Here is a 20,394-nt window from a genome sequence, read left to right as displayed (position 1 = left end):
TAGAGAGCTGGCTCGGGAAATCTGCACAGCGGGGATAAGTGGAATTTCTGCCTGACTTCGGCTTAGATGCCGGGAACAGGAGATATCATGACTAGACGACCGCGCCGGAACCATAGCCCGGCTTTCAAGGCAAAGGTGGCGCTCGCCGCCATCCGCGGCGAGCAGACGCTGGTGGAATTGTCCCAACAGTTCGACGTGCGCGCCAACCAGATCAAACAGTGGAAAGACCAACTCCTTGAGGGGGCGACAGGCGTTTTCGGCGATGAAGCGAAGGCGGAACCGACGGGTCCGGCCATCGATGTCAAAACGCTTCATGCCAAGATTGGCGAGTTGACATTGGAGAACGATTTTTTATCCGGTGCGCTCGGCAAGGCGGGATTGCTGGGCGGAAAGAAATGATCAATCGCGAGCACAAACTCTCCGTGTCGCGCCAGGCCAGGCTTCTCGGCTTCAGCCGTGGCAGTGTCTATTATCTGCCTCGTCCAGTCCCAGACGTCGATCTTGCCCTGATGCGGCGGATTGACGAGTTGCATCTAGACTACCCCTTTGCCGGAAGTCGGATGTTGCAAGGACTATTGAGGGGAGAAGGGCTGGAAGCTGGGCGGTTGCACGTCGCCACGCTGATGAAGAAGATGGGCATCGAGGCGATCTACCGCCGCCCGAACACGTCGAAACCGGCACCTGGGCACAAAATCTATCCCTACCTCCTGCGCAAGCTGGCGGTCACCCGGCCCAACCAGGTCTGGGCGATGGACCTGACATATATTCCGATGGCTCGCGGCTTCGTCTATCCCCTGGCCGTCAGGCAATTGCTTGCAATTGCCGTAAGGCTCTGCGCCGTCGTCGACTGGTTCAGCCGGAAGGTCCTGTCATGGCGGCTGTCGATCACGATGGAAGCAGCCTTCTGCATCGAAGCGGTGGAGGAAGCGCTTGCCCGCTATGGCAAGCCGGAAATCTTCAATACGGACCAGGGATCGCAGTTCACCTCCATCCACTTCACGGCGGTGCTGAAGAAAGCAGAGATTGCCATCTCGATAAACGGCAAGGGCGCTTGGCGGGACAATGTCTTCGTCGAGCGGCTCTGGCAGTCGATCAAATACGAGGAGGTTTACCTTCACGCCTACAAGACCGTGTCCGAAGCCCGCCTCGGCATTGGCCGATATCTTACCTTTTACAATAGCCGACGCCACATTCATCCCTTGACCGGCAAACACCGGATCGGGCCTACTTCAACGCGCTGACACCAATGATGGTGGCGGCATAATCGAGGCGGAAATCCACTTAACGAAACGCCCGAAACTGTTCAGACAAACCGAGCCAGCTCTGTAATGCTGTCCAGCAGCGTCGGAGATATCCCTTAAACACACCTGTCTGACGGACCGATGGTTCAGGCCCCTTCAAGGCGGCTTCAATCTTCGTGCGGTCTATGCCGCTTTCAGGCCTTTCACAAACTCGCCGCTTTGATGGGCGTGAATGCGTGTAAACCTAATCAATTCATCGAAGTGTCGCTGCATCTTACGGATAGATTCGGCGTTATTGAGCACAAGATACATTCCGCCCACGAAGATAGCTGCCCGCTGAGATCCGAAAATCGTATAGGGTACCGAAAATCGTTCCTTTTCGTCAAACAGGAAGAGGCGAAATGAGGGGTAAAGCTCGCTGATCAGTCTGGCCATGTATTGCAACTGCGCGGCGCGGACCTCTCGTTTCAAACCACTCCACATGCCACGCCCCTGCGCGAACGCTTCCAGTGTCTCTTGAGGCATGCACACTTCCATATCCGTGCCGGGCTGACGATTATAATCAAGACGGAACGCTGTTTCGCTCGCTTGCGCCTTCACACTTTGATGCGCCGCATCCGCCTCAAAAGCGATGATTTCCGGCGTACGAAGCAAATCCGGAATACGTGCCGGGACATATCGTATCTTGGTGCCGGTCGCCTCGGCATGCCATTTCATTAACAGCGTGTCGGTATAATCTTCCCCGCCTTCCTCGATTTCGAAGCTTGGCCTCAACTCGCCCGTCAGGCCCGGATCGTGTGAGATACCGAGAAGCCAGTCCAGCGACACCGAATGATGCTCGGCGATCCTAAGCAGGGTTTCCACACGCGGGAGGCGCGCCGAATCGCCTGACAAAAGCTGCGAAAGGGCAGACCTGTCGATGCCGATTCCTTCTGCGAAGGCGGAATGGCTGGCGCCAGCACGCGTCACAAGCTCCATCAATCGAATGCGAAACAGGCCCGATAGCGCGCGTTTGTCCATAAAGTACCTCATTGTTAACAATTGTAAACGAAATGAGCTTTTGATTATCAGAATCAACAGTCGGTCACCATAGTCTCATTGTCCGCCTCGTCCCTTGGTGAAACGCTGAGCGCGACGAACACCAGGGGACACCATGAGCGACGTTTCTTCCCAAAGAACCAGCCATCATTTCATACATCGCCGATTACGCGCTCTCAGAATCGAATGGCCGACAATCGCACTTCTTCTCGCTTGCTACTGCCTCTGGGGTCTGGCCGGATATCACCTTTATTCCGCATATCCGATCGTGGCGCTGGTGCTGATGGGGGTGGCCATTGCGTTGCACTCATCACTCCAGCATGAGATTTTGCATGGACATCCCACAAGAAGCGCACGGCTGAATGAGGCATTGGTATTCGCGCCTCTGGGCGTCTTCTATCCCTATCGCAGCTACAAGCGAACCCACCTCCAGCACCACGCGGATGAGCGCCTGACAGACCCCTTTGATGATCCTGAAAGCTACTATCGCGCCGGGAAGGACTGGGAGAGGATGCCAGCCATCCTGAAATGCCTGCTCGTCTGGAACAACACACTGATCGGGCGCTTGCTGATCGGCCCGCCGTTGATGGTGGTGGGGTTACGGCGTCGGAATGGCGCAGGATGATGACGGGTAATCGGAAGGTCATGGTTGCCTGGATTCTCCATCTTGCCGGGCTCATCCCGACACTGCTGGTGGTCTCCCAATTGTTTGCTATCCCAGTCTGGCTTTACATCGGCGTTTCCGCCTATCTTGGGGTTTCCATCATCGCCATCCGCTCCTACTGCGAGCACCAATGGTCGGAGCAGCCGGACGGACGAACGATCATTGTCGAGGGTTCACTGCTTGCGCCACTCTTTCTCTACAACAATCTGCACTTCGTGCATCATAAGCTGCCGACCGCGGCGTGGTACAAGCTGCCGTCGATCTATCGTGCCAGCCGCGCCGAATGGCAAAGGATGAATGAGGGCTATGTCTTCGCCAACTATTTTGAGGTTTTCCGGGCCTTCGCATTCAGGGCAAAGGAGCCCGTGTTGCATCCTGTCTGGCGACGTGACGAACACGTTGTCACAACCAATCCCGTTGCCAATGAGCAGGTCGATCTCGTGGAGTATCTGATGCCCGGAAACGTAGTCATGTCGGACCTGCCGACGTGAGGTGGATAGCAGCTCTACCGATGTATGACTGGCCGGAGCTGCGCGACGAAACCGATGCCGCCTGGGCCAGGATGCGCGCACGTTTTATCGAACAGGGCATCGATGCTCCTCACCATCTCGTTCGACGTAATGGCGACATGCCACCGGTTCTCGGCGGTATTCGTGACGAAGATGGATCGATCATCGCGCCGGATCCAGCGACGCTTTCCCCTGACGCCCTCGATCTGGATGTCTTGTGGCGCCATCCGGCACTGCTGATCGCCGGAACCTGCTGGGGGCCGATGGAACTCGGCTTGCAACATCATGTTCAGGTTATCGGGCACAGCAACTACGATGGCGTCGCTGGTGGCGCGGGCTCGCTTTATTCCAGCGCCATCTTGGCCCGCAAGGGCGAAGGTGCAAGCGCCGCTGTGCCGGAGGCTGGCGAAGCGATATTGCCACTCAGCGTGTTCCGCGAGAAGAAGCTGGCCTTTAATGAACACCGGTCGATGTCAGGTTACCTCGCCCTGAAGCACGATCTGGAGGCCATTGGCCAAAGCCTTGGCCTGTTTGCCGAGTTGACCGAAACGGGTGCGCATCGCGCTTCGGTCATTGCCGTGGCAGAGGGTGAGGCGGACGTTGCTGCGATCGACTGCAAATCATGGATGCTGGCGGAACGACATGAACCTGCGGCAAAGGATCTGCACGTTGTGGGCTGGACGTCGCGGCGAAGGGGCCTGCCCTTCATTCGCGCGAGGGGGATCGATCTCGGCTTTCTGATGTAGCCATTGCGTCACCTCGACCAGATCAGTGGGGTGGGGTGGTCTGCGACAGAAGCAACCGGACCTTTTCCATATCGGACGAAATCGGCCGGTCATCCGAATAATGGCTAACCTGCGAGCGAAGAAGGCGGTAAAGCGCATCTGTGCCTGGCGCACGTTGAGCGACGGTGTCGAGAAAATCATGGGCCTGTGTGGCTGCCATCCATTCAATCGCCAGAATATATTCGGCATTGTCGAGCACGGCGAGAAGCTTGTTCGCGGCCGCGGTCGGATGTGCGAGAAAATCCTCCTGAAGGCCCGAGGTGAGGCCGCCATCCATAGAGGCTGGGGCCGCCAGCCGCCGGTTTTCGTTCGAAAGAGCGGCTGCCGTGTATTGCGCAATCATGAAACCGGCATGGCTTCCGGGATCTGAGGCGAGGAAGGGGGGCAGCCCGCTCACCAAGGGGTTGACGAGCCTGTCGATCCGTCGCTCGCTCATGGCCGCGATCTGCGCAATTGCAACAGCAAGACTATCGGCTGCCTGACCCAATGCCGGAGCGACAGCGTGAGCCTCCGACCAGACGATTGGTTCCTCGGGCGTGCCGGAGATCGCCGGATTGTCCGTTACTGAGGCCAGTTCACGGTTGACGACCGCGGAACAGTTTTCGAACAGATCGCGTGCAGCACCATGGACATGCGGAATAGAGCGCAGGCTCAGCGCGTCCTGTGTGCGCTTGCCTTGCGCTGCTTCGATCAGGCCGCTGCCTTCAAGGCGCGCACGCAAGGCCGCTCCCACGGTGGCGATGCCGTCAGAAACGCGCAGCGAAAGCACGGCGTTGCTGAAGGCAGGCATCTGACAGCCAGCGGCTTCGAGCGTTAGTGCGGCAATGGCATCCGCCCATTCAAGCAACTGGGCGGCCCGGTCCATGGCCACGCAGGAAAGACCCGTCGCACAGGCCGTTCCGTTAACGAGGCTCAAGCCTTCCTTAGCGCCCAGGACCAGCGGTTCAAGGCCGATCTCAGCCAGGACATCCCGCCCGTTGAAGGGACGGCCGCGGACATGGGCAGAGCCTTCCCCAATCAGGACGAGTGCTGTGTGGGCATTATGGGTCAGATAACCGGCCGATCCACGGGAGGGTACATCAGGAATGCAGTCGCGTTCGAGAAAGGTTGTCAGATGGGCGACAATCTGCCTGCGAACGCCGGAATATCCATGGGCGAAATTGGCAATCTGTGACGCTATGATCGCGCGTACCTCACGGCGTGGGAGAAGTGGACCCACTCCGCAGGCGTGGCTCAGAATGATGCTGCGCGACAGCTTGCCGTGCGCGCTGCGATCGACCACCGTGTCCGACAATGCGCCAACACCGGTGTTGATGCCATATGCACGGATACCGCGCTCGACGATACTTTCCACGATCTGATGGGCTTTTTCAATTCGGCGATGGGCGGCTTCCGAAAGGGCAAGCCCATCCTCCTTGCTGACCCGTGCCACATCCTGCCAAGTCAGCCTGTCATCGAGTAACACGGTCACGGGAATTTCCTGATTTCCATTCGGGGGGCGGTAAGACAGCGTTCGTTCATGGTCAGGCGGTTGCCATCCGAACGCATGATCAGGTGCTGTAAAGGCGATAGCGACTTCCGGGGTAGAGCAGACGAACTGAGGAAATGACGCCGGCCTCCGCCCAGGTTCGGCGACGAACCAGAAGGCAGGGTTCCGTTCTGGAGATTGCAAGCAGCTTGCATTCCCATGGCTGCGCCGTCACTGCCTCGATATGCTGCTCAGCCCTGACGATTGGCGCGACGGATGTGAGATATCCGTTTGGCGTCGTCTTTGTGAAGTCCTGGCTTATATATTGCGGGACAATCGCATGGTTGACGAAACGGTCCTCGACCTGCATCGGAATGGAATTTTCTGCATGCACCATGATCGAATGGGAAACCGGGCTGCCGATCTCAATAGATAGCGCCTCTGCCAGCTCCGCATCGGAGGCTTCCATGCGCAGCGCGATTACGTTTGCCGTATGGACGCCGCCGTTGCGTGCGATCTCGTCGGCAATGTTCGGGACGCTCTGAAACTGGGATGTCCGCTTTTTGCTGGCAACAAAGGAACCCTTGCCTTGCACACGAACGACGAACCCTTCATCTGCCAGTTCGCGCAATGCACGATTGGCGGTCATGCGGCTGACGCCAAGCAATTCGACCAGTTCATTTTCCGATGGCACCCTTTGCCCGACTGACCATTCGCCGGTTTCTACACGGCTTCGGACATAATCCTTGAGCGTGACGTAAAGCGGCTTTTCGGATGACGGCTCGTCCTGCGCCTTTTCGACCTGTTTGTGTACCGTTTGCATGAGGCTCCAAAAAGCGAACGTCAACGGTTCGGCATCTGACACTTCTTAACCGCGGGTGCGGGTATGGTCAGTGCCATACCCGCGAACAGTGGTCAGTTCAACTTGTGTTGCGTCAGCCACTCCTCGGCAACCACATCGAAGCTGTCATGATTGGCCAGACGACCGTTCATGAGGATCAGGTCCTGGGTCGTCAAAGCGGTCGATACGGCATCGAGCGTTTTCGTCACGACGTCGCTGACCTTGGCCTTCGCAATGACGGGCACGATGTTCTGGGCCGGAAAAAGGTTCTTGACGTCTTCGAGAATGACAAGATCGTTGTCAGCAATTGCGGGGTCGGTCGAGAACAGGTTTGCTGCCTGGACCTGATCGTTTATCAGTGCCGATAGCGTCAGTGGACCGCCGACATCAAGGGACTTGAAGGACTTGAACTGAAGGCCGTAAAGATCCTTCAACCCGATGATGCCTTCCTTGCGGGTCTTCCACTCAGGAGGGCCGCCCAGCACCAGTTCGGACGCAATCGGCGCAAGATCGGAAATCGTTTTGAGCTTGTATTTCTTGGCAGTCGCGCGCGTGACGGCAACGCCATCGGAATCCTGAGCTTGCGACGGTTTCAGCATCAAAACGCCCTGCGGTAAAGCCTTTGTCAGAGCCTTGGCGACGTCTTCCGGCGAGTGAGCTGTTGCGTTCTTATCGAGGTAGCTTAGCGTTGCACCGGCATATTCCGGCAGGAGGTCGATCGATCCGTCGAGAAGCGCCGGCATGTAAACCTCACGGCTGCCGATGCTGAGTTTTGTGTCAGTCTTAATGCCCTTCGCAGCAAGCGCCTTGGCGTAGATGGTCGCCAGAAGCTGGCTCTCGGGGAAGTCGGCCGAACCGATGATGAGAGTGGTCTTGTCCGTGCGCGCCGCCGGGGCAGCCCCGAGGGGATCGGTCTGGGCAAGCGTCGTGGTGGCTGAAAGCGCGATCAGCGCAAACGCGCCGGCGGCTTTTAAGATTCTGAATGCCATGCAATCTACTCCTTTAGGTTCAACGTCGTTAGAATGAATTACGGTTTTGTTGATGGGTGTCCCGCCTATAGACGGCGGGTCAGGCCCGGCGAGACCGTCAGCCTAGATGCGATACCGATCGCCAGGTCGACCATCAGGGCCAGAGTGCCAACCAGGACGGCGCCCGCCGCCATCTGGTAATAATCGTTCTGTGCGCGGCCATCGATGATGAGCCGTCCGAGCCCGCCAAGCGAGACGTAAGCGGCGATGGTTGCCGTGGAGATGATCTGCAGCGTCGCGCTGCGGAGACCAGAGAAAATGAGAGGCAAGGCGCAGGGAAGTTCGACATCGAAGAGAATGTTGAGCGGACGTTTGCCCATTCCGCGCGCCGCATCCACTGCGGCAGGGTCCACCGCCGCAACGCCGGCATAGGCTCCGCTCATGATGGGCGGCACAGCAAGCAATACGAGAACGATTATGCTCGGAACGATGAATGCCATGTCGGACGCAAACACCGGCCCGAACAGGATGACCAGAAGAACGATGAGGCCGAGGCTGGGCAGGGCGCGCAACGCATTGGCCAGTCCGGCAATGAGAACAACGCCGCGGCCCGTGTGCCCGACATAGAGACCGATCGGCAAGCCGATAAGGCAGGCAAAGAAGAGCGCGACCCCGCTATAGATGAGATGTTGGAAGACGAGGGCGAAGACCCCATCCGGACCTGTCCAATGTGTCGGATCTGAAAACCATGCAATCATCGCTCGGTACCTCCAGGCTGCCAGGGTGTCATGCGCTGCGCGGCAAAGAGCACGATCCCGTCAAGCAGTGCGGCGAGGAGCACGCAAAGGACGATGCCGGCGACGATTGGCGTCAAAAACCGGAGTTGGAGCCCTTGAGTGAAAAGAAGTCCGAGCTGCGGTGTGCCGACAAGTGCTGCGACGGAGACGATGCTGACATTGGAAACCACCGCGACGCGCAGTCCCGCAGCAATCACCGGAATAGCAAGGGGAAGTTCGATGAGAAGGAGACGCGGCAGCGTACGGTAGCCCATGGCATTCGCCGCTTGAATGACATCTGGCGGCACAGACTCCAGGCCGTCATTGACGGTGCGCACCAGAAGCGCAAGAGCGTAGATTGTCAGCGCAACGACGACATTCATAGGGTCGAGAATTCGCGTTCCCAGAACAAGCGGAAGAAGCACGAAGAGCGCCAGAGACGGGATGGTATAGAGCAAACCGGCTGCGCCTAGTATTGCTGAGCGGAAAAACCCGGCACGTTGCGCAAGCCAGCCGAGCGGCAATGCGAGGACCAACCCTATCGCCACGGGTATTACTGAAAGTCCGAGGTGCCAGATAAAGAGTTCGGCTATGCGGCCGGACTCGCGGTACAGCCAGTCGAACCTCATGGATGCGCCCCCAAGCGGCCGTTACGCGCTGCTTCGATGGCTGCTGCGACATTAGACAATGTCACGGTCCCCATCAATTCGCCGGACTGTCCGACAATCACGCCGCGGCCCGACGGAGAGCTTAGTGCCGCATCCAGAACATGACGCAAGCTGCTGCCTTCGACGGCGAGTGTCCCGCTGAGGTTGAGGTCACCATCCCGCAAAGGGCTTTTGACACTTTCGACATCTACCCAGCCGAGAGGCCGGTTCTGTGCATCCGCGACGAGGACCCATCTGTCGGTGGCAATCTGACGAAGGGCGTCGGGGACGTCGCCAAGTGCGGCTGTCGGTTCCTTGCCCATCGGCACGCCGCTTTTGTTGAATTCGGCAAAGCCGAGGATTCGATAACCGCGGTCACGCCCGATGAAGTCGGCGACAAAGTCGTCTGCTGGTCTCGCCAGCAGTTCCTGCGGGGTGGCGATCTGCGCCAGAGTGCCGCCGGTGCGCAAAACAACAACCTGGTCTCCAAGCTTGAGGGCCTCGTCAATGTCATGCGTGACCATGATGATGGTCTTGCCGATTTCACGCTGCAGCCGAAGGAACTCGTCCTGCAACTGGCCGCGGACAACAGGATCCACCGCGCTGAAAGGTTCATCCATCAGCATGAACTTCGGATCGGATGCCAGTGCGCGGGCAACACCTACACGCTGCTGCTGGCCACCGGATAGCTGCCATGGATAGCGATCGGCAAAGGCTGATGAGAGCCCGACGCGCTCCAGGAGATCATGCGCCACTCGAAGTGCCTGTTCTTTGGGTGCGCCGTTCAGGCGAGCCGTCGTCGCGATGTTTTGCACGACTGTACGATGGGGAAAGAGCCCGGCATTTTGAATGACGTAACCGATCTTGCGGCGCAGCAGGGCGACATCCATCGCATCTGTCGGCTCTCCATCGAGAAGAATTCTGCCCGACGAGGGGGCAATCAGCCGGTTGACCATGCGTAGCGACGTCGTCTTGCCGCAACCCGAGGGTCCGACGAAGATCGTCAGCTTGCCACTGGGTGCTGTCAGCGACAGGTTGTCGACAGCGGTAGTCGCGCCTCGATAGTGCTTGCTGACGTGATCGAATGTTATCATGGCGCAGTTCCCTTTTGTAAGGCATCGAATTTGGCCAGCATCCCGATGCCCCCTTGGTTGTCTATACAAGCACGAAGATAGGAGGTGCGCAAGCGGGCTGCCCAATGAATCTGCACGTGTCAATGATGCTCAAAATTAATGCTGATGCGGCTATCGCACGTGAGATCGCTCTGTGCGGCAACGCATCATCAAGCCTTGTGTTTGGGGCTTGATGAGGTGGACGGCCGCCTGCGCCGCGCGTGACGTGCCATGATGCGGCTATTAGGAGCCCCAATGGGGAGAACCGTCCATGAAGTAAGTTTTGACAGTCGACTTCAGACTTGCTCGGAAAACAAGTAATTTGCGAATTTCGGTGCCATTCTTCTTAGTCCGGGCGCCATAGATCTGCGTTGAAGGGTTTTTGTTTGTGGCCCCGGTTTTTTCCCGTATTGAGGGCAAGGTGAACAATTAAACCGCAAACTGACGAATTTTCCTGTAGAGGAATAATCTTGGCTCCAACACGAGGTCATTGATGCCAGCGAAAAGTGAGAAGATCGTACCCGCAGTCCTTTCGCAGGATCCGCATGCGGTTCGCGAGCCGCGCGAAAACAATCTCGAAATGGCGATCGGTCACGAAGTTCGCACCTACCGCAAGACGCTTGGCATAACTGTTACCGATCTCGCCACTGCCACCGGCATGTCGGTCGGCATGCTGTCGAAGATCGAGAACGGCAATATCTCGCCATCCCTCACCACTCTGCAATCCCTGTCGCGGGCGCTCGGCGTTCCGCTGACCGCCTTCTTCCGCCGTTTCGAAGAAACGCGCAACGCCACCTTCGTCAAGGCGGGGCAGGGCGTCAACATCGAGCGGCGCGGCACGCGTGCCGGTCACCAGTACAGCCTGCTCGGCCATATCGACAACAACACCAGCGGTGTCACCGTCGAGCCTTACCTCATCACGCTGACGACCGATTCCGACGTCTTCCCGACGTTTCAGCATGAAGGCATGGAGTTCCTCTACATGCTCGAGGGCGAAGTCGTGTACCGCCACGGCGAACAACTCTACACCATGCAGGCCGGAGACAGTCTGTTCTTCGATGCCGATGCCCCACATGGCCCCCAGGAGCTAGTGCATCTGCCAGCCCGCTACCTGTCGATCATCAGCTACCCGCAGCGGCACGCACAGACGGATTGATTTTTCTCCTAAAGAAAAAACTATTCTTGCCAATTGATTTCGATTTGGACGCATGTTAGCTCTTCAGTCGGTAACGAATGGAGGTGCAAGTCATGTGCGGTATTGTTGGATTATTCCTGAAAGACCGGAGTCTGGAGCCGCAGCTGGGTACGCTGCTCTCCGATATGTTGATCACCATGACCGACCGCGGGCCGGATAGCGCCGGAATCGCCATTTATGGCCGCGCAGCCGATGGCCGGGCAAAGGTCACCATCCAGTCCGCGAACCCGGACACCGATTTCGCTGGCCTTTCGGATGCGCTGAAAGCAAAGGGGCTCAATGCCTCCGTCGTTGTGAAGTCCACCCACGCGGTGCTTGATATTCCGGCTGACAAGACCGGGGAAATCCGGGCGCTGTTGTCCTCGGTTCGCCCCGACGTGCGTGTCATGGGCTCCGGCGACAGCGTCGAGATCTATAAGGAAACCGGCCTGCCGAAAGATGTCGTGTCGTTCTTCGACGTGCGTTCGATGGCCGGGACCCATGGCATCGGCCATACCCGCATGGCCACGGAATCGGCCGTCACCACGCTCGGCGCGCATCCTTTCTCGACCGGCGACGACCAGTGCCTCGTCCACAACGGCTCGCTTTCGAACCACAATAATATCCGCCGCGAACTTGTTCGCGCAGGCATGACCTTCGAGACCCAGAACGACTCGGAAGTCGCCGCCGCCTATCTCACCGCGCAGATGGCCAAGGGTAAGGATCTCGGTGAAGCACTGACCGGCGCGCTTGACGATCTCGACGGTTTCTTCACCTTTGTCGTGGGTACCAAGTCCGGCTTCGGCGTCTTGCGCGACCCGATTGCCTGCAAGCCTGCCGTGATGGCCGAGACCGATCAATATGTGGCTTTCGGCTCGGAGTATCGCGCCCTGGTCAATCTGCCAGGTATCGAAACTGCCCGCGTCTGGGAGCCGGAACCGGCGACCGTCTATTTCTGGGACCACGAGAAGGCGGCCTGATCCATGGATGCAGCCGCCCAGAAAGAAAGCTCAAGAACCATGTCCGTTTTCGACCTGTCGATCACGCCGTTGCGTGAATTGAACAGCGCCTTGCACAATATTGCCGCTGGCACCAACGATATGAATTTCGAGGTTATCAATCCCCGCGGTAGCCATTCGGTCGCTGTCGGCATCGATGGGCCTGTCACGGTCGATGTCCATGGCTCCGTGGGCTATTACTGCGCCGGCATGAACGATGGCGGTACTGTTACGGTCCATGGTTCGGCCGGTCCGGGCGTTGCCGAAAACATGATGTCGGGCACTGTCATTATTGAAGGTGACGCAAGCCAGTATGCCGGCGCCACCGGCCGCGGCGGCCTGCTGGTCATCAAGGGTAATGCAGCCTCGCGCTGTGGCATTTCCATGAAGGGTATCGATATCGTCGTGCACGGCTCCATCGGCCACATGTCGGCCTTCATGGGTCAGTCCGGTCATCTGGTGGTGCTGGGTGATGCCGGTGACGCTCTGGGGGACAGCCTTTACGAGGCCAAGCTCTTCGTGCGCGGTTCGGTGAAAAGCCTCGGTGCCGACTGCATCGAAAAGCAGATGAAGCCCAAGCATCTGGCAAAGGTTGCCGAACTGCTGGAGAAGGCGGGCGTAACGGGTGTCGGGCCGGAAGAGTTCAAGCGCTATGGCTCTGCCCGCAAGCTCTACAACTTCAACATCGACAATGCCGAAGCGTATTGAGTGGAGAGACCGATGAGCTATCACAACCCCAACACGCCACCGCGCAAATCCGCGACCTTCGATGACTATACGATGGCGGAAATCCGTCGCGCTGCTGCTACCGGCATTTATGATATTCGCGGTGGCGGTACCAAGCGCAAGGTGCCGCATTTCGATGACCTGCTGTTTCTCGGCGCGTCCATTTCCCGCTATCCGCTCGAAGGCTACCGCGAAAAGTGCGACACTTCCGTTGTACTCGGCACTCGCTTTGCCAAAAAACCGATCGAGCTGAAAATCCCGATCACCATTGCCGGCATGAGCTTTGGCGCGCTCTCCGGCAATGCCAAGGAAGCCCTTGGCCGTGGGGCGACGCTCGCCGGCACCTCCACGACAACGGGGGATGGCGGCATGACTGATGAGGAACGCGGCCATAGCCAGATGCTGGTGTACCAGTATCTGCCATCCCGCTACGGCATGAACCCCAAGGACCTGCGCCGGGCGGATGCGATTGAGGTCGTTGTTGGGCAGGGTGCCAAGCCCGGCGGCGGCGGCATGCTGCTCGGCCAGAAGATATCCGATCGCGTCGCCACGATGCGCAACCTGCCCAAGGGTATCGACCAGCGGTCGGCCTGCCGGCACCCGGACTGGACCGGCCCGGACGACCTGGAAATCAAGATCCTTGAACTGCGCGAAATTACCGACTGGGAGAAGCCGATCTATGTGAAGATTGGCGGCGCGCGTCCCTATTATGATACCGCGCTTGCGGTCAAAGCCGGCGCCGATGTGGTGGTGCTGGATGGTATGCAGGGCGGAACCGCTGCCACGCAGGACGTCTTCATCGAGAATGTCGGAATGCCGACGCTTGCCTGCATACGCCCCGCGGTTCAGGCGCTTCAGGATCTCGGCATGCACCGAAAGGTTCAACTGATTGTCTCCGGCGGCATTCGCTCCGGTGCAGATGTGGCCAAGGCCTTGGCGCTGGGTGCGGATGCGGTGTCCATTGGCACGGCTGCGCTGGTTGCGATTGGTGACAATGACCCGCATTGGGAAGAGGAATACAGACAACTTGGCTCCACCGCTGGCGCCTATGACGACTGGCACGAAGGCAAGGACCCGGCCGGCATCACCACCCAGGATCCGGTACTGGCCGCGCGACTTGATCCGGCTCTCGCCGGGCGCCGCCTTGCCAATTACCTCAAGGTCATGACGCTCGAAGCCCAGACCATTGCGCGTGCCTGCGGCCATAACCGCCTGCAAAATCTGGAGCCGGAAGACCTCTGCGCGCTCACCATGGAAGCCGCGGCTATGGCGCAGGTGCCACTGGCCGGCACGAGTTGGTATCCCGGTAAAGCCGGCTTCTGACGCCTATGATCGTCGCCGGTCCTCCCGCCGGCGATGGTCTCATTTTGTCCAATATGTGTCTCAATCCATAAAAACAGGGGAACGACGTGACACAGGATCTTGCCCAATTTGCCAGAGAACGCGGTATAAAATATTTCATGATCAGCTACACGGACCTGTTCGGTGCCCAGCGCGCCAAGCTGGTGCCGGCTGAGGCCATTGCCGATATGCAGAAGGATGGTGCGGGCTTTGCGGGTTTTGCCACATGGCTGGACCTTACGCCCGCCCATCCCGATCTCTTTGCCCTGCCGGATGCCTCATCCGTCATCCAGTTGCCCTGGAAAAAGGATGTGGCTTGGGTTGCTGCCGATTGCGTCATGGACGACAGGCCGGTGGAGCAGGCACCGCGCGTGGTGCTGAAGAAGCTGGTCGAGGAAGCGGCGAGCCTCGGGCTTCGCGTCAAGACCGGCGTCGAGCCGGAATTCTTTCTCATCTCGGCGGATGGCGGAAAGATCTCGGACGAATTCGATACGGCTGAAAAGCCCTGCTATGACCAGCAAGCCCTGATGCGTCGTTATGATGTGATCGCGGAGATCTGCGACTACATGCTGGAACTGGGCTGGAAGCCCTACCAGAATGACCATGAGGACGCGAACGGCCAGTTCGAGATGAACTGGGAATATGACGACGTGCTGCAGACCGCAGACAAGCATTCCTTCTTCAAGTTCATGGTGAAGTCGGTCGCCGAAAAGCACGGCCTTCGCGCCACTTTCATGCCAAAGCCCTTTAAGGGGCTGACCGGCAATGGCTGCCACGCCCATATCTCGGTGTGGGATGTGGACGGCAGGGTCAATGCCTTTGCCGACAAGTCGATGGATTTCGGCCTCTCTGCTCAGGGGCGCACCTTCCTCGGCGGCATCATGAAACATGCCTCGGCATTGGCTGCAATTACCAACCCCACCGTCAATTCCTACAAGCGGATCAACGCCCCGCGCACCGTGTCCGGTGCCACCTGGGCGCCGAATACGGTGACCTGGACCGGCAACAACCGCACGCACATGGTGCGCGTGCCCGGCCCCGGCCGCTTCGAGCTTCGTCTGCCGGATGGCGCGGTCAATCCCTATCTGCTGCAGGCGATCATCGTCGCGGCCGGCCTTTCGGGTATCCGCACGAAGGCCGATCCGGGCCGTCATTACGATATCGACATGTATCGTGAAGGCCACACCGTTACCGATGCGCCGAAGCTGCCGCTCAACCTGCTCGATGCGCTCAGGGAATACGAGAAGGATACGGTCCTGCAGCAGGCGCTCGGAACGGAGTTCTCGTCCGCCTATCTCAAGCTCAAGCACGGCGAGTGGAACAGCTATTGCTCGCAGTTTATCGCCTGGGAACACCAGACGACGCTCGACGTCTGACGTCCTATTTCCATTGAAATGCACCATTGATCCCTGCGCTGTTGCGCAGGGATGTGCTCTTGCACGTCTTATGCTGACAGTCTCGCCTTCGAGGAGGGCCGCTCTATGACGAAACACATCCTGACCGTTTCCTGCACATCCACGCGCGGGATTGTTGCTGCCATTTCCGGCTATCTGGCTGCCAAAGACTGCAACATCGTCGATAGTTCGCAGTTCGACGATCTGGATACCGGCAAGTTCTTCATGCGCGTCAGTTTTGTCTCGGAAGAGGGGGCCTCGGGGGAGGATATCGCTACCAACTTTGCGGCTGTGGCTGCACCCTTCGGCATGGACTACAGCTTCCATGACAGCGAGCACCGCATGAAGGTGCTGCTGATGGTCTCCCGTTTCGGACATTGCCTCAACGACCTGCTCTACCGCTGGAAGATCGGCGCTTTGCCCATCGATATCGTCGGTGTCGTTTCCAACCATTTCGACTATCAGAAGGTTGTGGTCAACCACGACATTCCCTTCCACCACATCAAGGTGACCAAGGAAAACAAGCCGCAGGCGGAAGCGCGGCTGCTCGATCTGGCGGAACAGTCGGGCGCGGAGCTGATCGTACTCGCCCGCTACATGCAGGTCCTGTCCGATGCCATGTGCAAGAAGATGTCAGGTCGGATCATCAACATCCACCATTCCTTCCTGCCAAGCTTCAAGGGCGCCAATCCCTACAAGCAGGCCTACGAGCGTGGGGTGAAACTGATCGGCGCGACGGCGCATTATGTCACGGCCGATCTCGACGAAGGGCCGATCATCGAGCAGGACACGGCGCGCGTCACCCATGCGCAATCGGCGGAAGATTACGTGTCGATGGGCCGCGATGTCGAAAGCCAGGTGTTGGCTCGCGCCATCCACGCCCATATCCATCACCGTACCTTCATCAACGGCAACCGCACCGTCGTCTTCCCGGCAAGCCCGGGCAGCTACGCCTCCGAGCGGATGGGGTGAACCACAATGGCTGAGGTGATCGATGGCAAGGCGGTCGCTGCCTCAGTGATTGCGGCCGTGACGGCAGTGGTTGCAAATCTGGCGGCGAAGACCGGCACGAAGACGGGGCTGGCGGTGGTGATCGTCGGGGACGATCCGGCAAGCCACACCTATGTCGGCGCGAAAAGCCGCACGGCCAAGGAATGCGGCTTCAATTCCGTTCAGCACACGCTTCCCGCAGAGACAACGCAGGACGAGCTTGCGGCGCTGATCGGCAGGCTCAATGCAGATGCCGCGATCCATGGGATTCTCGTGCAGCTGCCGTTGCCAAAACATCTGAATTCCGAGGCGATCATCCAGTCCATCCTGCCGGAAAAGGATGTGGACGGGCTGCATGTCGTCAATGCTGGCAAGCTCGCTACTGGCGATCTTTCGACCGGGCTGGTCTCCTGCACACCAGCCGGTGCGATGCTCTTCGTGCGGCGCATCCACGGCGATGATCTTTCCGGCCTCAACGCCGTGGTAATCGGCCGCTCGAACCTGTTCGGCAAGCCGATGGCGCAGCTTCTGCTCCATGCCAATGCGACCGTGACTATCGCTCATTCGCGCACCGGGGATCTGCCCGGCATCTGCCGGACGGCGGATATCCTTGTCGCCGCCGTCGGCCGCCCGGAGATGGTCAGGGCCAGTTGGGTGAAGCCTGGCGCGACCGTAATCGATGTCGGCATCAACCGGGTTGCCGCACCCGAACGGGGTGAGGGAAAGTCCCGGCTGGTGGGCGATGTCGCCTTTGCGGAATGCGCTGATGTTGCGGCCGTCATTCCGCCGGTGCCCGGCGGCGTAGGGCCGATGACCATTGCCATGCTGATGGCAAATACCGCGATTGCCGCCTGTCGTGCATGCGGAGAGGTGCCACCGGAATTCTGAAATCGGAGGCTTATAGACAGCCTATAAAATTTGTTCGCCTCGCTTGTCAGCCGCAAAAACGGCATTATAGTCAGGAAACAAATATTCCATACAGTAAAAACAGGGACGGGATATTATGACTTCTTCATGGCGTTTTTCATCCCTCGCGGACCGCCACAGGGCGCTGGGATCGAAACTGGAAGACTGGAGCGGAATGGGAACCGCCTGGACTTACGACAAGGATATCTACGAAGAACATATCGCCGTGCGCACCAGGGCCGGCATCATGGATGTATCGGGCCTGAAGAAGGTCCACCTCGTCGGACCGCATGCGATTGCGGTGCTCGACTACATTACCACGCGCGACGTGACCAAGATCTATCCCGGCAAGTCCGTTTATGCCTGCATGCTCAACGACCGCGGCCATTTCACCGATGACTGCATCATCTACCGCACCGGCCCGAACAGCTGGATGCTGGTCCATGGCTCCGGTTCGGGCCATGAGGAAATCGTCAAGCAGGCCGCCGGCCGAAACTGTGCCGTGCTCTTCGACGACGACCTGCACGATCTCTCGCTGCAGGGGCCGCTGGCGGTCGATTATCTCGACAAGCACGTGCCGGGCATCCGCGACCTCAAGTATTTCCATCACATGCAGACGACGCTGTTCGGTGCGCCGGTGATGATCTCGCGCACCGGCTATACCGGGGAGCGTGGTTACGAAATCTTCGTGCGCGGTCAGGATGCCGGCATGGTCTGGGACCGGATCGTCGATGAGGGCAAGGAGATGGGCATCATTCCCGTCTGCTTCAGCGTTCTCGACATGTTGCGCGTCGAAAGCTACCTCTTGTTCTACCCCTACGACAATTCGCAGATGTACCCGTTCGCCAACGAGCAGCCCGGCGACAGCCTGTGGGAACTCGGCCTCGATTTCACCGTCAGCCCCGGCAAGGCCGGTTTTCGCGGTGCCGAGGAACATGCGCGCCTCAAGGGCAAGGAACGCTTCAAGATCTTCGGTCTGCTGATTGAGGCCGACGGCCCCGCCGATCTCGGGGACGAGGTTTTTGCCGATGGCAAGAAGGTTGGCGTCATCACCTGCCCGAGCTATTCGAAGCTTACCAATCGTTCGATGGCGATTGCCCGTCTGGACGTGGACAAGGCCGTGCAGGGCACACCGCTGGAGGTGCGTGGCAAGTCGCTGACCGCCAAGGCCATCGCCCATACGATCACCTTCGACGATCCGAAGAAGACGAAACGGACGGCGCAGGGCTGACAACATGCTCGTACAAGGGATCAAAAGCAGGCCGGAATACAAGGGGCTCAGCATCGATCCCCACGCCAAGCGCCACCTCTTCGTCCTCGAGGGCGAAGGGGCGGCAGCCCTCACCGATCAGGTGGAGAAGAAGGGCAGAGATTTCCTCGCAAAATCGGAACTTCTCTATCTGGCCGCGGGTGCCGCGCCAAAGGCATACGACGTCACGCTCTCGGCTTTGTCGCCCGATATCTTCTGGCAGGCGCCAACGCTTCAGCCACTGCTGTTTCGCCTGCGGGCCTGTCTTGAACAGGCCCGGATGGGAACGCGGCTCTATATCGCCGGCACCGAAGGCTTCATTGGCCAGATCATGCAGATGGCGCTGGAGTTCGGTATCGATTTCAACTCGATCCATACCGAACATCGCGGCTCGACAGCGCGCCGGGTGCAATGCGTTCACTGCAAGGGCATCACCGACAACGTGACCACCAGCCCCTTTGCCTGCACCCATTGTGGACTGCCCTTGCTAGTGCGCGATCACTATTCCCGTCGTCTCGGTGCATTCCAGGGCGTCAACATCGACGCGGAAGAACCGGGGACTGCCCCAGCGCCTGAGGAGATGTTCCCGTGAGCCTCAATACCGATATGCCTGTCCGGGTCGCGGCGGTAACGCAGGTGACCGACCTGATCAAGCGTTTCCGTTTCGAACGGCTGGACGGCCATCCCATGCCGTTCTTCTCAGGCGGAGCCCATGTCGTCGTCTCGATGAACGACAACGGCCTCCTGCGCCGCAACCCCTATTCGCTAATGTCCAACCCCGACGACAACAGCGCCTATGAAATCAGCGTGCTGCGGGTTCCCAATTCCCGAGGCGGTTCGATCTTCATGCACGAACAGGTGAAGCCCGGCGATCAGCTGACCGTCAGCCAGCCGGTCAATCTGTTTGCGCCTGATCATCGCGGCCGCAAGCACATCCTGTTTGCCGGCGGCATCGGCATCACCCCGTTCATCGCCATGATGGAACAGTTCAGCCGCGACAACATCGCCTTCGAACTGCACTATGCCATCCGCTCCCGCTCGCACGGGGCCTATTGGCAGGAGTTGCTCGACTGTTACGGCCCGCGCCGGATCAAGATCTATATAGACGAGGAAAAGACCTATATTCCCGTCGCCGAGATCGCTGACAATCAACCGCTCGGCACGCATCTCTATGTCTGCGGTCCGGCCGGGATGATCGACGGCGTGCTGATGACGGCGCTGAAGTCCGGGTGGCCTAGGGAAAGCCTTCATTCGGAACGTTTCCTTGCGCCGCCTGCCGGCCTGCCGTTCCAGGTTTTCCTCGAAAAATCCAACATCCACATGACCGTCGGCGAGCACCAGAGCATTCTGGAGGCCGCCGAGGCCCATGGCTGCGAAGCGCCCTACATGTGTCGCGGCGGCGCCTGCGGCCAGTGCGAAACCGCGGTCTCTTCCTGCGACGGCACGCTGGAACACAACGATATCTACCTGTCGGACGAGGAAAAGGCGTCGGGCAAGAAGGTCATGATCTGCGTCTCGCGGTTCAAGGGCCAGCAACTCGTTCTTCAACTGTAGCTCAAGGGAGCCG

At 59.0% G+C, this 20,394-nt stretch carries 20 protein-coding genes and 1 pseudogene; 14 read left to right on the top strand and 7 right to left on the bottom strand.

What is annotated here, in order from left to right:
* Nucleotides 1–87 precede the first annotated feature (87 nt).
* A pseudogene (locus tag AC4CWF_RS25935) lies at nt 88–1,264 on the top strand (IS3 family transposase).
* A 160-nt stretch (nt 1,265–1,424) separates the two neighbouring features.
* Here AC4CWF_RS25935 and AC4CWF_RS25930 read toward each other — a convergent pair.
* Nucleotides 1,425–2,261, bottom strand: coding sequence for a helix-turn-helix domain-containing protein (locus AC4CWF_RS25930; RefSeq protein WP_491288171.1), 837 nt, complete (start codon nt 2,259–2,261; stop codon nt 1,425–1,427).
* Nucleotides 2,262–2,394: 133 nt separating this feature from the next.
* Here AC4CWF_RS25930 and AC4CWF_RS25925 point away from each other — a divergent pair, with 133 nt between their 5' ends.
* The 3 genes from AC4CWF_RS25925 to AC4CWF_RS25915 are packed head-to-tail and all read left to right on the top strand — an operon-like array spanning nt 2,395 to nt 4,198.
* The gene (locus AC4CWF_RS25925; RefSeq protein WP_491288168.1) at nt 2,395–2,904 is read left to right on the top strand and encodes a fatty acid desaturase; all 510 of its coding nucleotides are present in this window, start codon (nt 2,395–2,397) and stop codon (nt 2,902–2,904) included.
* Entirely contained in the window at nt 2,901–3,434 is a 534-nt protein-coding gene (locus tag AC4CWF_RS25920) for a fatty acid desaturase (RefSeq protein ID WP_491288166.1), read from the top strand. The genes AC4CWF_RS25925 and AC4CWF_RS25920 overlap by 4 nt, the downstream gene beginning before the upstream one ends.
* Nucleotides 3,435–3,454: 20 nt before the next feature.
* Nucleotides 3,455–4,198, top strand: coding sequence for a phosphate/phosphite/phosphonate ABC transporter substrate-binding protein (locus AC4CWF_RS25915; protein ID WP_491288164.1), 744 nt, complete (start codon nt 3,455–3,457; stop codon nt 4,196–4,198).
* Between the two features lie 22 nt (nt 4,199–4,220).
* On the opposite strand, the gene AC4CWF_RS25910 is transcribed toward AC4CWF_RS25915, so the two are convergent.
* The 6 genes from AC4CWF_RS25910 to AC4CWF_RS25885 form a co-directional block, all read right to left on the bottom strand.
* The gene (locus tag AC4CWF_RS25910; RefSeq protein WP_491288162.1) at nt 4,221–5,708 is read right to left on the bottom strand and encodes an HAL/PAL/TAL family ammonia-lyase; all 1,488 of its coding nucleotides are present in this window, start codon (nt 5,706–5,708) and stop codon (nt 4,221–4,223) included.
* Between the two features lie 79 nt (nt 5,709–5,787).
* The gene (gene hutC, locus AC4CWF_RS25905; RefSeq protein ID WP_491288257.1) at nt 5,788–6,528 is read right to left on the bottom strand and encodes a histidine utilization transcriptional repressor HutC; all 741 of its coding nucleotides are present in this window, start codon (nt 6,526–6,528) and stop codon (nt 5,788–5,790) included.
* 92 nt (nt 6,529–6,620) lie between these two features.
* On the bottom strand, nt 6,621–7,535 hold the full coding sequence (locus tag AC4CWF_RS25900) for an ABC transporter substrate-binding protein (protein ID WP_491288160.1): 915 nt from the start codon (nt 7,533–7,535) through the stop codon (nt 6,621–6,623).
* 65 nt (nt 7,536–7,600) lie between these two features.
* The gene (locus AC4CWF_RS25895; protein ID WP_491288158.1) at nt 7,601–8,272 is read right to left on the bottom strand and encodes an ABC transporter permease; all 672 of its coding nucleotides are present in this window, start codon (nt 8,270–8,272) and stop codon (nt 7,601–7,603) included.
* Nucleotides 8,269–8,919, bottom strand: coding sequence for an ABC transporter permease (locus AC4CWF_RS25890; protein ID WP_491288156.1), 651 nt, complete (start codon nt 8,917–8,919; stop codon nt 8,269–8,271). Before AC4CWF_RS25890 ends, AC4CWF_RS25895 begins: the two co-directional genes overlap by 4 nt.
* A complete protein-coding gene (locus AC4CWF_RS25885) occupies nt 8,916–10,031 on the bottom strand; it encodes an ABC transporter ATP-binding protein (protein ID WP_491288153.1) in 1,116 nt (371 codons plus the stop codon). Before AC4CWF_RS25885 ends, AC4CWF_RS25890 begins: the two co-directional genes overlap by 4 nt.
* Before the next feature lie 511 nt (nt 10,032–10,542).
* Here AC4CWF_RS25885 and AC4CWF_RS25880 point away from each other — a divergent pair.
* From AC4CWF_RS25880 to AC4CWF_RS25835, 10 genes are all read left to right on the top strand, one after another.
* Nucleotides 10,543–11,205: a helix-turn-helix domain-containing protein gene (locus tag AC4CWF_RS25880; protein ID WP_491288152.1), complete on the top strand. Its 663-nt coding sequence runs from the start codon at nt 10,543–10,545 to the stop codon at nt 11,203–11,205.
* A gap of 92 nt (nt 11,206–11,297) precedes the next feature.
* Nucleotides 11,298–12,203, top strand: a complete 906-nt coding sequence (locus tag AC4CWF_RS25875) for a class II glutamine amidotransferase (RefSeq protein ID WP_491288151.1) — start codon at nt 11,298–11,300, stop codon at nt 12,201–12,203.
* Between the two features lie 39 nt (nt 12,204–12,242).
* Entirely contained in the window at nt 12,243–12,929 is a 687-nt protein-coding gene (locus tag AC4CWF_RS25870) for a protein GlxC (RefSeq protein ID WP_491288149.1), read from the top strand.
* A gap of 12 nt (nt 12,930–12,941) precedes the next feature.
* Complete coding sequence (locus AC4CWF_RS25865; protein WP_491288148.1) at nt 12,942–14,270, top strand: FMN-binding glutamate synthase family protein; 1,329 nt, start codon at nt 12,942–12,944, stop codon at nt 14,268–14,270.
* An 86-nt stretch (nt 14,271–14,356) separates the two neighbouring features.
* Nucleotides 14,357–15,664 carry a type III glutamate--ammonia ligase gene (gene glnT, locus AC4CWF_RS25860; RefSeq protein ID WP_491288147.1) on the top strand — a complete coding sequence of 436 codons (1,308 nt, stop codon included), beginning with the start codon at nt 14,357–14,359 and terminating at the stop codon, nt 15,662–15,664.
* Between the two features lie 105 nt (nt 15,665–15,769).
* Complete coding sequence (gene purU, locus AC4CWF_RS25855) at nt 15,770–16,654, top strand: formyltetrahydrofolate deformylase (RefSeq protein WP_491288145.1); 885 nt, start codon at nt 15,770–15,772, stop codon at nt 16,652–16,654.
* Nucleotides 16,655–16,660: 6 nt separating this feature from the next.
* On the top strand, nt 16,661–17,560 hold the full coding sequence (gene folD / locus AC4CWF_RS25850; protein WP_491288143.1) for a bifunctional methylenetetrahydrofolate dehydrogenase/methenyltetrahydrofolate cyclohydrolase FolD: 900 nt from the start codon (nt 16,661–16,663) through the stop codon (nt 17,558–17,560).
* A 115-nt stretch (nt 17,561–17,675) separates the two neighbouring features.
* Complete coding sequence (locus AC4CWF_RS25845; protein WP_491288141.1) at nt 17,676–18,809, top strand: aminomethyl transferase family protein; 1,134 nt, start codon at nt 17,676–17,678, stop codon at nt 18,807–18,809.
* A 4-nt stretch (nt 18,810–18,813) separates the two neighbouring features.
* Nucleotides 18,814–19,419, top strand: coding sequence for a dimethylamine monooxygenase subunit DmmA family protein (locus AC4CWF_RS25840; RefSeq protein ID WP_491288139.1), 606 nt, complete (start codon nt 18,814–18,816; stop codon nt 19,417–19,419).
* Nucleotides 19,416–20,381 (top strand): PDR/VanB family oxidoreductase, encoded by a 966-nt coding sequence (locus AC4CWF_RS25835; protein WP_491288138.1) that lies wholly within the window; start codon nt 19,416–19,418, stop codon nt 20,379–20,381. Before AC4CWF_RS25840 ends, AC4CWF_RS25835 begins: the two co-directional genes overlap by 4 nt.
* Nucleotides 20,382–20,394: the final 13 nt, after the last annotated feature.

It is taken from the genome of Neorhizobium sp. PAMB6630 (assembly GCF_058242775.1).
Note: the sequence above shows the minus strand (reverse complement) of the source record. Positions and strands in the feature narration are given on the sequence as shown.

Coding starts and splice junctions, on each gene's coding strand:
- AC4CWF_RS25845 (WP_491288141.1), top strand. CDS start 17,676: ATGACTTCTTCATGGCGTTTTTCATCCCTCGCGGACCGCCACAGGGCG.
- AC4CWF_RS25870 (WP_491288149.1), top strand. CDS start 12,243: ATGTCCGTTTTCGACCTGTCGATCACGCCGTTGCGTGAATTGAACAGC.
- AC4CWF_RS25925 (WP_491288168.1), top strand. CDS start 2,395: ATGAGCGACGTTTCTTCCCAAAGAACCAGCCATCATTTCATACATCGC.
- hutC (WP_491288257.1), bottom strand. CDS start 6,528: ATGCAAACGGTACACAAACAGGTCGAAAAGGCGCAGGACGAGCCGTCA.
- AC4CWF_RS25915 (WP_491288164.1), top strand. CDS start 3,455: ATGTATGACTGGCCGGAGCTGCGCGACGAAACCGATGCCGCCTGGGCC.
- AC4CWF_RS25920 (WP_491288166.1), top strand. CDS start 2,901: ATGATGACGGGTAATCGGAAGGTCATGGTTGCCTGGATTCTCCATCTT.
- AC4CWF_RS25840 (WP_491288139.1), top strand. CDS start 18,814: ATGCTCGTACAAGGGATCAAAAGCAGGCCGGAATACAAGGGGCTCAGC.
- AC4CWF_RS25900 (WP_491288160.1), bottom strand. CDS start 7,535: ATGGCATTCAGAATCTTAAAAGCCGCCGGCGCGTTTGCGCTGATCGCG.
- folD (WP_491288143.1), top strand. CDS start 16,661: ATGGCTGAGGTGATCGATGGCAAGGCGGTCGCTGCCTCAGTGATTGCG.
- AC4CWF_RS25865 (WP_491288148.1), top strand. CDS start 12,942: ATGAGCTATCACAACCCCAACACGCCACCGCGCAAATCCGCGACCTTC.
- AC4CWF_RS25875 (WP_491288151.1), top strand. CDS start 11,298: ATGTGCGGTATTGTTGGATTATTCCTGAAAGACCGGAGTCTGGAGCCG.
- AC4CWF_RS25890 (WP_491288156.1), bottom strand. CDS start 8,919: ATGAGGTTCGACTGGCTGTACCGCGAGTCCGGCCGCATAGCCGAACTC.
- AC4CWF_RS25880 (WP_491288152.1), top strand. CDS start 10,543: ATGCCAGCGAAAAGTGAGAAGATCGTACCCGCAGTCCTTTCGCAGGAT.
- AC4CWF_RS25895 (WP_491288158.1), bottom strand. CDS start 8,272: ATGATTGCATGGTTTTCAGATCCGACACATTGGACAGGTCCGGATGGG.
- AC4CWF_RS25930 (WP_491288171.1), bottom strand. CDS start 2,261: ATGGACAAACGCGCGCTATCGGGCCTGTTTCGCATTCGATTGATGGAG.
- purU (WP_491288145.1), top strand. CDS start 15,770: ATGACGAAACACATCCTGACCGTTTCCTGCACATCCACGCGCGGGATT.
- AC4CWF_RS25885 (WP_491288153.1), bottom strand. CDS start 10,031: ATGATAACATTCGATCACGTCAGCAAGCACTATCGAGGCGCGACTACC.